The organism is Clostridium folliculivorans (assembly GCF_024341905.1).
GTDB lineage: Bacteria > Bacillota > Clostridia > Clostridiales > Clostridiaceae > Clostridium_AR > Clostridium_AR folliculivorans.
Genome location: NZ_BQXY01000001.1, coordinates 921,057 through 936,846, shown reverse-complemented (window position 1 = coordinate 936,846; position 15,790 = coordinate 921,057). Strand labels below are relative to the sequence as shown.

At 29.6% G+C, this 15,790-nt stretch carries 14 protein-coding genes and 1 riboswitch; all 14 genes read right to left on the bottom strand.

The genetic code is table 11. The features are described from left to right. Positions 1 to 348: 348 nt before the first annotated feature. Positions 349 to 1,512, bottom strand: coding sequence for a D-alanyl-D-alanine carboxypeptidase family protein (locus OCU55_RS04160; protein ID WP_261851040.1), 1,164 nt, complete (start codon positions 1,510 to 1,512; stop codon positions 349 to 351). Between the two features lie 138 nt (positions 1,513 to 1,650). Continuing rightward, positions 1,651 to 2,520 (bottom strand): tyrosine-type recombinase/integrase, encoded by an 870-nt coding sequence (locus OCU55_RS04155; protein WP_261851039.1) that lies wholly within the window; start codon positions 2,518 to 2,520, stop codon positions 1,651 to 1,653. Positions 2,521 to 2,531: 11 nt separating this feature from the next. Beyond that, positions 2,532 to 3,161 carry a stage II sporulation protein M gene (spoIIM, locus tag OCU55_RS04150; protein WP_261851038.1) on the bottom strand — a complete coding sequence of 210 codons (630 nt, stop codon included), beginning with the start codon at positions 3,159 to 3,161 and terminating at the stop codon, positions 2,532 to 2,534. Positions 3,162 to 3,277: 116 nt separating this feature from the next. Then, positions 3,278 to 3,802 (bottom strand): NUDIX hydrolase, encoded by a 525-nt coding sequence (locus OCU55_RS04145; RefSeq protein ID WP_261851037.1) that lies wholly within the window; start codon positions 3,800 to 3,802, stop codon positions 3,278 to 3,280. A 199-nt stretch (positions 3,803 to 4,001) separates the two neighbouring features. Beyond that, entirely contained in the window at positions 4,002 to 4,355 is a 354-nt protein-coding gene (locus tag OCU55_RS04140) for a hypothetical protein (RefSeq protein WP_261851036.1), read from the bottom strand. Positions 4,356 to 4,456: 101 nt separating this feature from the next. After that, a riboswitch (SAM riboswitch) is annotated at positions 4,457 to 4,557 on the bottom strand. A gap of 935 nt (positions 4,558 to 5,492) precedes the next feature. Next, complete coding sequence (locus OCU55_RS04135) at positions 5,493 to 5,951, bottom strand: MerR family transcriptional regulator (protein ID WP_261851035.1); 459 nt, start codon at positions 5,949 to 5,951, stop codon at positions 5,493 to 5,495. 1,164 nt (positions 5,952 to 7,115) lie between these two features. Further along, the gene (locus tag OCU55_RS24020; RefSeq protein ID WP_427847024.1) at positions 7,116 to 7,352 is read right to left on the bottom strand and encodes a site-specific integrase; all 237 of its coding nucleotides are present in this window, start codon (positions 7,350 to 7,352) and stop codon (positions 7,116 to 7,118) included. A gap of 121 nt (positions 7,353 to 7,473) precedes the next feature. Further along, entirely contained in the window at positions 7,474 to 8,289 is an 816-nt protein-coding gene (spo0A, locus tag OCU55_RS04130; protein ID WP_183278102.1) for a sporulation transcription factor Spo0A, read from the bottom strand. A gap of 162 nt (positions 8,290 to 8,451) precedes the next feature. Next, entirely contained in the window at positions 8,452 to 9,633 is a 1,182-nt protein-coding gene (spoIVB, locus tag OCU55_RS04125) for a SpoIVB peptidase (RefSeq protein ID WP_427847035.1), read from the bottom strand. Between the two features lie 226 nt (positions 9,634 to 9,859). Beyond that, complete coding sequence (gene recN / locus OCU55_RS04120; RefSeq protein WP_261851033.1) at positions 9,860 to 11,557, bottom strand: DNA repair protein RecN; 1,698 nt, start codon at positions 11,555 to 11,557, stop codon at positions 9,860 to 9,862. Positions 11,558 to 11,578: 21 nt separating this feature from the next. Next, positions 11,579 to 12,031, bottom strand: a complete 453-nt coding sequence (locus OCU55_RS04115; protein WP_261851032.1) for an arginine repressor — start codon at positions 12,029 to 12,031, stop codon at positions 11,579 to 11,581. Positions 12,032 to 12,043: 12 nt separating this feature from the next. Next, positions 12,044 to 12,880: an NAD(+)/NADH kinase gene (locus OCU55_RS04110; protein ID WP_261851031.1), complete on the bottom strand. Its 837-nt coding sequence runs from the start codon at positions 12,878 to 12,880 to the stop codon at positions 12,044 to 12,046. Between the two features lie 13 nt (positions 12,881 to 12,893). Beyond that, positions 12,894 to 13,703 (bottom strand): TlyA family RNA methyltransferase, encoded by an 810-nt coding sequence (locus tag OCU55_RS04105; RefSeq protein ID WP_261851030.1) that lies wholly within the window; start codon positions 13,701 to 13,703, stop codon positions 12,894 to 12,896. A 206-nt stretch (positions 13,704 to 13,909) separates the two neighbouring features. Further along, the gene (gene dxs / locus OCU55_RS04100) at positions 13,910 to 15,769 is read right to left on the bottom strand and encodes a 1-deoxy-D-xylulose-5-phosphate synthase (protein WP_261851029.1); all 1,860 of its coding nucleotides are present in this window, start codon (positions 15,767 to 15,769) and stop codon (positions 13,910 to 13,912) included. Positions 15,770 to 15,790 lie beyond the last annotated feature (21 nt).

Sequence of the window (15,790 nt, the reverse complement as noted above, 5' to 3'; positions counted from 1 at the left end):
TCGAAATGCATATAGTGGAAATTCTGGCAGGCAACACATATTCTTCTTTTTTTATTCTTTAACTTATACTATGTCTTAAGTATGTTCGCTTAATTACACACAAATATAATTTAGCTATAATTTCCAAAAGAATAATAAAAATTTAACTAAAGCGATCTTCTTTAGTCAAATTTTTTGCGCATCTGCCTTCTCTGAACGTATGTGAAGAAATTCTGGCAGGCGACACATATTCTTCTTTTTTTATTCTTTAACTTTATACTATGTCTTGAGTCTATTCGCATGATTATCTACAGATATAATTGAGGTATAATTTCCAAAAGAATAAAAAAAGAAGGATTTTACTCCTTCTTATACTCCACCTTTGAAAAGGTTTTGGAAATTGTATTTTATATTTTCTAGGAAATTAGCCTTCTTTATATCCCTATCAGAATACAATTCAACTGAACCTACTAATTCTTCACCTAAGAAGAAATCACATTTTCCTACTATTTCACCTTTTTTAAACTTAATTTGATCTGTTTTCAATGATAACTTTTTAGTAATCTTATCAGCAGATCCTTTTTCGATGGTTACAACAGCATCAGTTTTAGCTTTTGCCATAAAGAACTTTTCTCCATCTTTACTCATGCTTATCTTTTCAACATCTTGATCTTTTACAAATAGCTTTTTGCTTTCAAACTTTGAGAAGCCAAAATTTAATAACATACTTGCATCTCTGTTTCTAATCTTGAAGGTTGGTGCTCCCATAATTACTGAAAGCATTCTTACACCATCTCTTGTAGCAGTTGCTGATATGCAGTACTTAGCATCATTTGTAAAACCAGTTTTAAGTCCATCACAGCCTTTAAAAAATCTTACTAGCTTATTATGGTTTACAAGTTCTATAGGTGATTTTCTTCCTTCAGATATGTTATCCATATATGTACCAGTGTACTTTAGTATCTGTGGATGTTTTAATAATTCCCTTGACATTAATGAAATATCATAAGCAGTTGATAAATGTCCATCAGCAGGAAGTCCAGTACAGTTTTTAAAAGTAGTATCCTTCATACCTAAAGCTTGTGCTTTTTCATTCATAAGACCTACAAAACTGTCTTCAGTACCTGCAAGGTATTCTGCCATGGCTACGGCAGCATCGTTTCCTGAGGCTATTGCAATACCTTTAAGGATTTCCTCAACAGTTCTTATCTCACCAGTATCAAGAAGCATTGTGCTTCCACCCATCTTTTTAGCATTTTCACTAGCCGTAATCTTGTCGCTAAATTTTATTTTGCCACTATCTACAGCCTCCATTGCTAAAAGCATAGTCATTATTTTTGTTACTGAAGCTGGCGCAAATTTTTCATGAGAATTTTGCTCAAAAAGTATTTTACCACTTACAGCCTCCATTAATATTGCTGATTTTGCCTCTACCTTTATTTGTTCATCAGCTAATACAGGAAATGAAAATAAGCTTAATAATAAAATTAATGATAATACAAAACATATTGATTGATATTTGATTTTTTTCATATATACTCCTCCTTTCGACATTATTTTTACCAAAATAAAATAATTTATGACAAAAAAAGAAACTCTAGACTATAAAATATACCGTAACAACGGTAACTAAAATCTAGAATTTCTTTTTAAATATTATAAAACTTTAATTTACGCTCTTGGATGAAAATTATTATAGGAAATATTTACTTTGTCCTTAGAAACATAATCAAAGTATAAATCCATATAGTTCATTACATGTGTTCCCATAAGTTGCTGCACTATTTTTGGATTTGCTCCATTTTCTAGTAAGTGTATAGCAAAAGAATGCCTTAGAGTATTGAGATTTATAATCTTCTTTATGCTTGCTTTTTCATTATACTCTTTAACGATTCTCCAAATTCCCTGTCTTGTTAAACCCTTTCCATTTAAATTCAAAAATAATATTTTCTCATCCTTGCTTATCTTTTCTCTTTGACCTAAATACTCAATAATAGCAGTTCTTGCGGCTCTTCCAAAGGGAATTATTCGTTCTAGCCCTCTTCCATCCTTACATGTAATAAAGTTAAGATCTAGATTAACATCATCAACAGTTAAGGAAATTGCTTCTGTAGCCTTAATTCCAGTTCCGTACAATATTTCTAAAACAGCTCTATCTCTTATTCCTTTTATATTGCTTATATCAATACAGTTTATTATTTTTTCTACTTCTTCAATAGTCAAAATTGGACCTATGTCCCTTCTTTCATTTCTATCAATCTTAGGAAACTTAGGGACTTCCTTAACTAGATTCTTATCGCTTAAGAATCTGTAGTAACTTCTTAAAGCTATAACACATCTTTCAATTGACTTTACACTTTTTGTATCAGTAATAGCTTGTACATAGTAGCTCACTGAATAATCATTTTCTAAAGGATCTATATTATTTTCCTCTAAAAAATTATAATATCCAATAATATCTGTTATATATGCTTCTACTGTATTATTACTTTTATTCTTAGCTATTAAGTTTTCTTTATATAAACTAATAAAATCATTCATATTAAAACATCCTATACATAAAATTTCTTGATTATTATCTTCATTAAATTAGGAACTATATATGTTTCTAAGAATATTCCTGCAACTAAAAATATAGCTGAAAATAAATAGAAGTTAACATAACTTAAAATGGCCTCATTGGAAACTACTGATTTAGTAAACTTGCTTTTAAGCTTTGCCATAGAAAACTGCACTGCTAAAGAACTGCATATTATTATAAAAGGTACTATAACAATATTTTGAGGCACCAGTGCAATAAGGGCTAGTCCAACTCCACGATTACCAAGTATATTTACTAATAAAGAAAATGAAAACCCAATTAAAAATCCCTTAACAAGTACTATAATAAGTACAAAAGGCGCTCCTACTATTATAAAACCTAACAATAATATTCCAATGAAAAATATCAAATTGTTTTTCATTGATTCAATTATCAAATCTTTATAATTTATCTGCTTATCGCTTACTGAAGAAACAAAACTATTAAAATAACTCATAACATCATTTTTACTAGCTTGGCTCATATAAAGTATTGAGTAAACTCCTAAAACCACTCCTACAATAAATACCGCAGTAATTATTAAGTAAATTAATTTATTTTGTCTTAAGTTTTCATTAATTTTATTAATAAATGTGTTCATCTTTTTATCCCCCTTTTTTTGCTTAATAAATATTATGTTCAAATCTCTCAAGATATACTTAAAGAAATTATCTATTTGGTGAATATAAGATGAACTTTTTTTAACAAATATTTTATCTATATAAATTGAAGAGCTGCAATAGTTTTTCCATCTTCAATTTTACCTTGTCGTACCATATCTTTTAATTCTTCTAATGTAAATTCTTTTAGATTTATAAATTCATCATCATCAAAGTCTGTTTCACCTTTGGTGAGTCCTGTTGCTTTATAAATCCCTATATACTCATCACAAAATCCAGGTGCTGTTGCTATTTTGCCTAAGTACTGGATATTACTACAGCTGTAACCAGTTTCCTCTTCTAACTCTCTTTTTGCCGCTTCCATAGGATTTTCACCAGCATCTAACTTACCTGCCGGTATCTCTAGAAGTATCTTTTCTACTGGTTTTCTAAATTGTTCTACTATTAAAATCATTCCATTATCTTTTATAGCTACTATAGCCACAGCCCCCGGGTGTCTAACTATATCTCTGTACCCAACTCTTCCATCTGGAAGCTCCACCGTACTTCTTACTACCTTTATAAAATCTCCAGTATATTTTAAATCTTCTTGTAAAGTTTTTTCATCTAACTTAAAACTCATAATCATCCTCCGAACATTGATATCTTTAATAAATCTTCACTTTTTACTTAAAGCAACTAATAATATTATAATATAACCACGCAAATTTTATTTTTATATAATAGAAGATTTTTGTTAATTTTCATTTTAAGTTAAATAATATACCAAATTTTCACAAAAGTAAATATAGATTACCCCGCTCTACATACTTACACTATAATTACATACATACTCTCTTCAATTTGTTATAGTAATTATTACGTTTATTGATATCAAAGCCGTTGGCTGACAATATATCTAATATAAACTTGTCAAAAGCGAAATTTCCTCTTTGCCTAAAGTTATCTACATATTTCTGTGATATATTTAAAAATTCGTTCTGCCCATGATATAGGCAAAGACTTTCTTCATCTAATAAATAGTCTACAGTGTCCTCTCCCTTAAAAAGGTTGCTATTTATTAATGAAATAACATAACTTACATATTCTTCTGTATTTGCACTACTCCTTATTGCCGCATCAGAAAAAGAGTTTTTGCTAAATCCACTTTTCTTTACTTCATTTAAACCCTTCACAAATATCTCTCCTTTTATCTAAAAATTGCTAATAAATTTATAATTGACGATAAAAAAGACTTCCTTATATCTATCATAAGGAAGCCATAATCTCTATATCAATCTTATAGTCCCATATGAAATATGGTAGGTATTAGCACCACACCGTGGTAGGTTGCTGTAAGTTCATCGAGCCCATTCTCTCCCTTACTCTTTATAAGCAAACTTATTCAATTTTATATCCGTAAAAATAAAAATCGTTAATTTAACTTTAATTCGCGTTCTTGTGAATCTCATGTTCTAAACACATATGAGTAACCTTATAGGTAATAATTTTTTTACTCTTTAGTTCTATATAGCTTTTGTTTTTTCTTATAGTAAAGCATACTAATATATAGTTTCATCTAGATTACAATTATCTAAAAAATAAAATAAACCTCTAATCATACGATAAGAGGTAGTTTACAATTAAAAAACCACTTATCCTTATTAGCATTACCACCTTGAATAAAACAGGTTGGTGTTATGGTACAAACGAGCTAATCCTCTTCCATAACTCTTGATAAATATTATTAACTTTTATTACATTATAATATTTTCGCACTTTAAAGTCAATAAAATTATTGTTGTTTTAAAATTGTTAGCACTTTATTTACATTTTAGCATTTTTATATTATTGGGCTATGCTAAATCACTATGTTGAAATTAATTGGTTAATCATCCGACGCTCTTTAGATGAACAACTCTATAATTGAATTTATATTTTTAGGAGTAGAGTTGTTCATCCTTAATGAGCTTACGCAAAGAATTAATATGATTTCTTCATATTCCATGGCTAAAAATGTAAACTCACTACGTTCGAACAGTACATTTTTACTTTTTAATAATCCATACTTTTTGTAAGCATTTGATATCTTAAATTTAAGAAAATAAAAAGGTTATTTGATTAAAAAGTAAAAAGTAAAAATATATCGCCTGCCAGAATTTCTTCACATACGCTTAAGAAAAGGCAGATGCGTAAAAAAATCACTAATAAAGAACGATTAGCGATTTTTTAGAGCCATTCCATCTGAAAAAATCATTTAATTCTAATAGCTTGCTCATATAGCATCTCCTGTATAACCAATTAATTTCAAAAATATTCTTAAACATAACTTATCACTTAACTTCAACTCTTGCAGTTTCTAACCACTTATCTAGTGCCTTTTTATTAAAAACATATTTTCCACTAATCTTTATATAAGGGATTTTTGTATCCGGACTCGCAACAATCTTATTTAAATCATCTTCTGATATATTTAAATATCTATAAGTATCTACAAAATCAAGCATAGTTTTGTTATTAGTTGAATTGCTAGTTAGGTTATTGTTACTTTGATTGTTTATTGCATTTCCCATATAAGAATTTGATTGTGCTATAGCATACATTCCATTTGCACCAGCCTGACCATTCAACTCATATGAATCTGCTACTTTTATCATAGCCTTTCCCAAAGAATTAGCGCTAAAAACTAAACAAAGCCCTAGTATAAGGATTGCTATTGGCATAGCGTTGCCTTTTATGACAGCATTATAAGCTTTTTTTATAAATTCTTCATCGTTAAATATTTTTCTCATATTAATCCCCTTTATAACATTAATTATATACAGCAACTTACTCAATATCCTATTTATGTATATTCTATTTAATTAGCTTTTATCCTTTAATTTTGTTGCATAAAATGAACTTTTCATTATACACTAGGTATTTAGTTAACAAATTATAAGAAACTTAATTAAACTTCTCACCAATGTTCACTTCAATTTCATTTTAGATATAACATACTCTAAATCTTTCTTAATATATACCAGCCTTTTATTATATAGTTTAATAATATAAATTAGTTTGTACAGTAGATATTACCATTCTAAAATCAACATACTCAACTGGTCGTGTTGATTTTATTACCTTAAATAAAGCAACTGGAGAGCTTATCTCATCAGACAGTAATCCTTTAAGTCAAAATAACATTTAAAGTGGAAAAATACCTAACTCTGCTAAAACTTATAAAGTTTCTGACATTATTTCCAAGTCATTAACTAATCAAAACACTTTAAAAACAGAAAATACAGACAGAACTTTCACTACTTTAGATGACGGTTATTGGCTTTTTAAATACTCATGCTCGAGAAGAAATTGCCACTATGAAGGTATAGCAGCTGCAGTTGTTTGTACTGCATGGATGACTATCACTGGTGTATCTGCATGGGCAGCTCAGGTTGCTATTACTAAAATATGGGGACGAATATCAAGTTTAGTAGATATACCTACTCCATTGCCATAAGTAGGTGACAATTGGGAATATAACAGTAATGTATATTATGATGCTCATAATAGTTCAAACGGTATGACATGTTTTCATTATTGCTGGAAAGGCGTAAATCAAGATTATTATATTGGTTACTTCACTAGGACTTAAAATTAAAAATGGAGGATTAATTTCCTGCATTTTTTTTATAAAAAATATAATTTATGATAATATTGCCTATCCAACAAATTAACATAAATATTACAAATCTAATTAAAGTCGGAAAATTTGTTTTGAATATAGTTGAAAGTATTGTAGTAGAGCATATTACAAACCACACTAATTCAATAATAACTTTTAAAATAAAATTCTTCCTCATAAATACCTCTCTATTCTTTTATACATATATATTATAATGTTAGAAATAACACTCTTCAACCATAATATACCAAAATGAGTTATATATTCAATCTATCATTATTTGCAATTAACATTATATACTACTTTCTTGTAAACTATATCTATTCTCATATGTTTTTTCAGTGATAGCTTCAGTATGTGTAATATTACATTCTTCTTCTAAAAATTCAGAAAATAGCTTTAGTGTAGATTCATAAGATTTTCTAGTATTAATACTTATATTTTTGTTTGTGAAATAAATCAAAAAATCTTCTATTGCATCTTCTACAGTTAAAAACCTTTTTTTTAGTTTTCGTAAAACAAAAAACACCTCCTAACCAATCTGATTAAGAAGTGTTTATGAACAAACCTATATAGTTTGTTGATGTAAAAAATAGTTTATTGGTATATGTTTGATAAACTTTATTGTCAAAAATGTCACAGCCATGCCATTAGCTCACTTTATTTTTAAGTCTTAATTTATCTGCGACCATAGCGATAAATTCAGAATTTGTTGGCTTGCCTTTATCATTGTGAACAGTGTAGCCAAATAGTTTGTTTATAGCATCCACTTGTCCTCTTCCCCAAGCTACTTCGATAGCATGTCTTATAGCTCTTTCAACTCTACTTGCAGTAGTATTATATCTCTTTGCTATAGAAGGATATAACTCCTTTGTTACAGCAGATAATAGTTCCATATCATTTACTACCATGCTTATAGCTTCTCTCAAGTACATGTATCCCTTAATATGAGCAGGAACTCCAATTTCATGAATGATGCTTGTTATTTCAGATTCTAAATCTAATGGTTCTTTCTTAGTTTCCACCTTAACTTCTGGTGTTTCCATTAGAGGAACAGTTTTTCTAGTAGAATCTCCTGATATTGTATCATTAAACATTTGTCTTATTCTCTTTGTAAATACATCCATATCAAATGGCTTAACAACATAGTAATCTGCACCTAAAGTTATAGCTCTTTGAGTAATCTTATCTTGCCCTACAGCAGAAAGTACAATTATTCTTGGAAATGGATCTAAGTTCATGGAAGCAAGTTTTTCTAAAACTCCAAGTCCATCTAAATGCGGCATAATTATATCCAATACAACTAGATCAGGTTTTCTTTCCTCTATTAATTTAAGAGCTTCTAACCCATCCTTAGCAATCCCAGTTACTATTATATCTCTCTGATTAAGAAGATAATCATTTAATATATTACAGAATTCCTTATTATCGTCTGCTATTAATACTGATATTTTTGATTCTTGCATAAAATTCTCCCCTTCGCATAATCATTCCAATTATTAACAATTAATTACAATTAAATAAATTCGACAAAAGTTCTTTATTTCCTTCTTAAAAAATTTTTTATTTTAAAAAAGATATCTTATTAAGATATCTTTTTTCATTATATCACAATATTTACTTTTATGTTACTGTATAATACCAGCATCTTTTAGCATCCATTCTATATAAATACCATATCCTACATCAGGTTTATTTATCAAAACATGTGTTACAGCTCCAACTATTTTATTATTTTGTATAATCGGACTTCCACTCATACCTTGAACAATACCACCTGTTTTTTCTAATAATTTAGGATCTGTGACTTTTATAATCATACTCTTTGGACCAGGTTTATCTTGAGATAAAAGTTTTACTATTTCGATGTCGTACATTTGTGGACCACTTTCATCAATAGTAGTTATTATTTTTGCTTTTCCTTCTTTTATTTCATCTCTAAACCCAACTTTTAATGGTTTGCTGCTTCTAGTTCCTAGTGTCTTATCTGCTGTTCCAAATATACCACAAACAGTGTTATTTACTATTGATCCTAGAGGATTATCTTCTTCCACAAACACGCCTTTCAACTCTCCTGGAGTTCCTTTTTGACCTTTTCTCACACTAATTATTGAAGTATTAACTAAAGATCCATCTTTTATACTTAATATAGTATTAGTGTCATTATCTGTTATTGGATGCCCTAAAGCGCCAAATTTTTGAGTTTTAGCATCATAAAATGTTAGTGTACCTACTCCTGCAGTAGAATCTCTTACCCACAAACCTATTTTGTATTTTTCATCTGTTGCAGCCTTTATACCGTTAATAGTTTTATCTACTAATTGATTATTACGATTTAAAGTAACTGTCACATTAGAAGTAGTCATATTATTTAGCTTTCTTATTAAGTCTTTAGAGTTTTCTATTTCTTCATTATTTATTTTTAAAACTACATCACCTAATTCTATCCCTGCTTTTCTACTTGGGCTTTCAGCTTTTCCTTCATTTGTTTCAACATCTGAAAATCCAACTACTAGGACTCCTTTGGTTTGTATTTTGACACCTACACAACTACCACCAGGATATACTTCTAAATTTTCAGTCTTTTGAGAAAAAACTGATTTCATTGGTACCATTGCTAGTGCTTTTGGCTTTGCTTGAACTTCTTTGCTACTTGTATCTCTATTAAAGTATGTAAGAACGTTACTGTATCCCTTCTGCACTATATTCATGTAACTTCTAGTGGTTGTAAATTCATTAGAAGAGAATGTGTAAAAGCTTACGAACATAAATAAACTTATTACGCAAAACAAATTTCTTATAAGCTTCATATTCATTTTATCTCCTCCTTCTCTTTACCTTTAAGTTACCCACAAATATAGATGCATATGCTGTATGAACTTTGTTATTAAAGACAATAAAAATAAAATAATACTAATTTTATCTTCTTTTAATAAAATTTTTACTTCAACTTTTTTATAAAAGTCCGCTAATTTACTATGAAACAAAAAAATAGAACTATATTTAATAGTTCTATTTTTCCTAAATTTTCATTTATTATGTATTAGATTTCATTTTGTTTTTCTTAATATTTGCGAGTTCTACCATTTCTTTTGCATTTACTAAAGTAGCTGATGTTACTTCAACTCCACCAATCATTTTAGCTACCTCTAAGTCCTTCTCATCGGAATTCATTACTTTAACCTTAGTATAGGTTTTTTCTCCATCAACATGCTTAGATATAAGGAAATGGTTATCTGACATTGAAGCTATCTGTGGAAGATGAGTTATACAAAAAACTTGATGTTTAACAGAAACTTCGTACATTTTTTCTCCTACAGCTTGAGCAATTCTGCCACTTATTCCTGTATCTATTTCATCAAATATTACTGTAGGTATTTTATCCTTATTAACAAATACTGTTTTTAAAGATAACATTATTCTTGAAAGTTCTCCTCCGGATACCACCTTTTCTAAAGATTTCAAAGGTTCTCCTGGATTTGTAGAAATCAGGAATAGTACCTTATCCATTCCATATATATTAAACTCATCCACAGAAGTTATATCTATTTTGAATTTACTTTTCTCTAAACCTACATATCTTAATTCTGAACTTATTCTCTCTTCAAGATCTTTTCCTATTGTAGTTCTTAATTTATGCAACTTCTCGCTTAAAGTTCTCATCTTCTGGTAAATCTTATTTTTTTCGTCTACTAATGAACTGATTATTTGCTCGGAGTTTACTATCTGATTATACTGTGCTTCTAGTTGCATTCTATAATCTAAAATAGCTTCTATAGTTTCTCCATATTTCTTCTTATATAATCCTATTTCATAAATTCTTCTATTAACCCTGTCCAATTCATCATCATCAAAAACATATTCATCACTTATGTCTCTAAATCCACTGGAAATTTCTTGTAAATTATAAAATATTTCATTTAAATCTTCATAGTTCTTTTTTATCTTCTCTGAATATTTAGTTATAGTGGAAAGATCATAACAGATACGAGATAATCTATCAATAATTGATCCCTCTTCACTTCCCCCTCTTAAGTCATTATATGTATGAGAAAGAACTTTACTTATTTTCTCAGCATTTGACAATATAGCAAGCTTTTCATTAAGTTCAGTTTCTTCTTCTGGCTTAAGCTTTCCTTCATCTATATCATCAATCTGATATTTAATATAATTGGCAAGCTTTTCATTATCTTCATTACCTCTAAGCTCCCTAATCTTTTCTTCTATCAATGAAACTTCATTAAAAAGTTTTCTATACTCAGATAAAGTTTCCGAAATACTTTCTTCCCCAAAACTATCTAAATAGTTAATATGACTTGACTTATTCATAAGATTTTGATTTTCATGCTGACCATGGATATCCACCAAGGTCTCAGTAAGTTTTTTAAGTGACGAAATAATTAAACTTTTACCATTTACTTTAATAACAGATTTTCCATTTTGAAAAGATTCTCTTGATATTATAATAAGGTCATCAGTTTCTATTTCTAATTCTTCAAGTGCATTCTTTGTTCTGTTGCTTTCAATATCAAATATAGCTTCAACAAAAGTTTTATTTTCACCAGTTCTAATAATATCTTTATTAAACTTTCCTCCAAGAACATAATTTATAGCATCAATAATTATTGATTTACCTGCTCCTGTTTCTCCGGATAGTATATTAAATCCTTTATCAAAACTTAAACAAATTTTTTCTATAAGTGCAAAGTTCTCAATAGTAAGTTGTAATAACATCTTAACCCACCTTACTCAAATTTAAGTATTTAACATTCTTCTCATCTTAGACACCAATTCTTCAGCCTTATCTATAGTTCTAACTAATATAAAAATTGTGTTATCACCAGCTATAGTTCCTGCTATATCGGAAAAATGTAAAGTATCAATTGCTTCCGCAGCAGCAGATGCTGATCCAGACAAAGTTTTCACCACAACCATCTTATCTACATTTTCTACATGCAGAACAGTATTAGAAAATATATTGGCCATTTTATCACTCATATCATTTGTGCTGTTATTAATAGATGCATACTTATATTTTCCATCTGAACCAAGTGCTTTTATTAACTTTAAAGTTTTTATATCTCTAGAGACTGTTGCTTGAGTCACATCAAAACCTTCATTCTTTAATGTATCTGCAAGTTCCTCTTGTGTTTCAACAGATCTGTTATTAATTATTTCTAAAATCTTTGTATGTCTCTTTGATTTCACGTTACCCTCACCTTACCATTCGCCATCTTGGCTTAAGATTTTTTTTCTAAGTACGTTAAAATAGTCATATTCATCTAAAAGTATTAAATTACAAGGTTTTTCATTTTTTCCAACCATTATCTCGCAATTATTGCTTAATTTAATGGATTTTTGACCATCCACAGTCAAAAATATTTCCTCTGCAAAGCTTTCAGCTAGTATTTCCACTGTACTGCTACCATTTATAACAATAGGCTTCATTGTAGGAGTATGAGAACATATAGGAACTATAGTTATAATTTCTAGTGATGGCATTATTAGAGGACCACCTGCTGAAAATGAATAAGCTGTAGATCCAGTAGGAGTTGATATTATGACTCCATCACCTTTAAATGATGAATAAAATCTGTTATCAACAAGAATCTTATACTTTACCATTCTGGAAAGAGTACCTTTAGCTATAACAATATCATTTAATGCTATGTTATCATAAGTACCGCTAACACATTGAACATTACATTTTAGCATCATTCTTTTCTCATATCTAAACTTTTTATTTCTTAGACACTCTAAAGCATAGTCAACGCATTTAATATCAACACTTGTAAGAAAACCAAGATTACCTATGTTTATGCCAAATATAGGTACATCAGTTGGTACCGCCAGATCTCTTGTTGCTCCTAAAATAGTTCCATCACCGCCTAAAACCATTAGACAATCTATATCTTTATTATTTTCAATATCTTTATGATTTTGAACTCTAAAAACACATGAATTCTGAAAATACTCTTGTGTTTTCTTCATTATTGTATTAATTATGGAACCATCTTTATCTTTAGATGGATTAATAAAAATACCTATATTTCTCATAGTTCCCTCCATGCTATATGTTATTATGAGAGTCCTGAACTACCTTTTCAATTCTTTCATCTATATTAAAGTCTGCTTCATATTGCGCTTTAGTAAAATATACTAAATACTCTATATTCCCTTCAGGTCCTTTGATTGGGGAAAAATCTAAACCTTTAATTGATAAATTTAGTGATAGTATAAATCCCACAATCTTCTTTATTACTTCTTTATGAGTTTCCGGATCTCTAACTACGCCTTTTTTACCAACTTTCTCTCTTCCTGCTTCAAATTGAGGCTTTATTAGTGCTACAACCTCACCTTGTTCCTGAAGAAGATTTACTACTGCAGGGGTTACTTTTGTAAGTGATATAAATGATACATCAATTGATGCGAAGTCTGCTTTCTCAGCTAATTGATCTTCAGTTACATATCTTACATTAGTTCTTTCCATACATACAACTCTCTCATCAGTTCTAAGCTTCCAAGCAAACTGACCATAACCAACATCTATTGCATAAACCTTTTTTGCTCCATTTTGTAGCATGCAATCAGTAAATCCACCAGTTGATGCTCCTATATCTAAGCATACCGTATCTTTTAGCTCAATATCAAAAGATTTTATAGCTTTCTCTAACTTAAAGCCACCTCTGCTCACATATGGAATATCATTACCTTTTACTATAATCTCTGCTTCTACCTTTACCTTTTCGCCACACTTATCTACTCTTCTTCCATCTATAAAAACATTTCCAGCCATTATGCTGGTCTTAGCTCTTTCTCTAGATTGAAAAAATCCTTTTTCCACAAGAAGAATGTCCAATCTTTCCTTTTTGTCTCCCATCTTATCTCCTCTATATCTGCAATTATGTATAGATATACCAGTTCCAAATGAAATGTATTTATCAAGTAAAATACCATTAATAGTTAAATAAATTATTGGTATTTTTTAAATCCTCTCACAAGAACCCGTGAGAGTTTTAAAAATAGGTTTCCGTTCGAACTGATACATCTTTAGATGAACCACTTTATAATTAAACTTATATTATTCTATTTTAATATACTTACTATTTCATTTCTTATTGAAGTTATATCAAGTTTATTTAATTTATACAGAGTACTTAAATCTCCATGTTGTATAAATTTATCTTCATATCCTAAGTTTACAATCTTACCTTTGTATTCTATCGAATTAAAGTAACTCAATATTTCTCTACCTAAGCCACCACTTATAACATTATCTTCTATTGTAATTATATACTTGTAGTCTTTAGCTATATCATCTAAAAGATTTTTATCTAACGGCTTTATAAATGTAGCATTAATTAATCCAACATTATATTCTTCTCCAAGAAGTTTAATAGCTGCTTCTGAATGTTGAACCATCTTGCCAGTAGCAATTATAACTACATCCTTACCTTTTCTGATTAAATCCCACTTACCTTTTTCTACTTTTTCAATGGCATTTAATTCTATCCCTGGTAGATCTCCACCTCTTGGATATCTAATGGCTACAGGTTCATTTTGTGTAAGAGCCCATCTTAGTATAGGTTTTACTTCCTCAAGGCACTTTGGTGCCACTATATTAAGATTAGGTATATGTGAGAGATAAGATATATCAAATACTCCTTGATGTGTTTCCCCATCTTCTCCAACTATACCAGCTCTGTCTATAGCAAAAACCACCGGTAGGTTTTGTACACACACATCATGCAACACCTGGTCATAAGCTCTTTGCAAAAACGTTGAGTATACTGCAAATACTGGTTTTAAACCTTCCTTTGCCATGCCAGCTGCTAATGTTGTTGCATGCTGTTCTGCTATTCCTACATCGAAAAATCTGTGTGGAAATTCTTTTGCAAATTTCTTCAGTCCAGTTCCATCAGGCATAGCTGCAGTTACAGCTACTACTTCATCAATCTCTTTTGCAATATCAATTAAGCTTTCTCCAAAGGCATTTGAGTAAGTCCTTGTGTTTGATGGACATAATTTCCCACTACAACTATCGAAAGGCGCTATACTGTGGAATTTGTTAGGATTCTCTTCAGCAAAATTATAACCTTTTCCTTTTTGAGTTATTGTATGTATAATTACTGGTCCATCTGATTTTTTTGCTTTATAAAGCATATCACTTATTTCATCTATGTTATGTCCATCGATTGGCCCTAAATACTTCAATCCCATATCTTCAAAAAGCATACTTGGCACAACTAACTGCTTTATACTATCTTTTATCTTGCTTATTGAAGTAGCTATATTTTTGCCTACAGTTGTTTGGTTTAAGGTATTATTAATTTCATTCTTTAGTCTATTATAACCTGGATCCAATCTAACCTTACTTAAATAAGTTGAAAGTCCACCAACATTATCTGATATAGACATCTGATTATCATTCAAAATTATTATTAAGTTAGTTTTACTATACCCTACATCATTTAGTGCTTCAAAGGCCATTCCTCCTGTTAAAGCACCATCACCTATCACAGCTATCACATGATTATCTTTTTTCAATATATCTCTCGCTCTTGCCATGCCTAATGCTGCAGATATAGATGTACTGCTATGTCCTGTATCAAATGAATCATACTTACTTTCACATCGCTTAGGAAAACCACTTATTCCACCATATTTTCTTAATGTTTCGAATTTATCTTTTCTTCCTGTGAGAATTTTATGTACATAACTTTGATGCCCTACATCCCAAACAATCTTATCTTTTTCTAGATTAAATACCTTAAATAAACTTAAAGTTACTTCTACAACACCTAAATTTGATGCTAAATGCCCACCAGTCTTAGATACATTATCAATCAAGAACTCTCTTATTTCACCTGAAAGTGCTAAAATTTCAGTAGAATTTAACTTTTTAACATCATTAGGACATTTGATTTTATCTAAATATCTATACATATTTTTCATTCCTTCTATATA